Source organism: Brachyspira sp. SAP_772, assembly GCF_009755885.1.
GTDB lineage: Bacteria > Spirochaetota > Brachyspiria > Brachyspirales > Brachyspiraceae > Brachyspira.
The window spans coordinates 1-611 of sequence record NZ_VYIX01000272.1 but is presented as its reverse complement, the minus strand read 5'-3'; the positions used below and the strand labels follow the sequence as shown (position 1 = coordinate 611).

Below are 611 nucleotides of genomic sequence, written 5' to 3'. Positions count from 1 at the left end.
ATGCTTATAAAGTTGCTAATACAATGTAATAAAGAAATGCTATTAATAACAGGGTTACTAGTTTACAATTAGGAGTACTTCCTAAATTTAATATTAATAATTTTTCTCTTGGATTAGGAGCTGGAGTAAAAATTCCGGGGCTGTCCTAGATAACTAAAAAAGCTCCTTTCTTGCTAAATTATATATAATTTCCAACTGTTTTTCAACTTTTGGATTATTAAATCTAAATTGACACTCTTTMATAAATAAGTGAAAATGTTCTTTTGGTATTCCATTAAATTTACGAAGATGTCTCTTTGCTTGATTCCAAAAATTCTCTATACCATTAATATGGTTCTTTTCTTCAGCAAACTTTTCAGTATGATTAATTCTAAAGTGCTTAAATTCAGATACATCTAATACATCATAACTATGATAATAATCTGAATAAACTATACTATCCGGCTGTACTTTTTGCCTAATAATAGGCATTAAAGTGCTTATTTTAGTATTATTTATCATTTTTACATATACTTTTCCACCTCTTTTTAATAAACCAAACACTGGTATTTTATATGCAAGCTCCTCTGCCTCTTTTTCCTTTTCTTTTACCTCCAAAATAACTCTCATCA

The 611-nt window shown here is 27.7% G+C and carries 1 pseudogene; it reads right to left on the bottom strand.

Features of this window, described 5'->3' with window-relative positions:
* Positions 1 to 153: 153 nt before the first annotated feature.
* Positions 154 to 611, bottom strand: a pseudogene (locus tag GQX97_RS13975) (IS1595 family transposase); the annotation flags it as partial.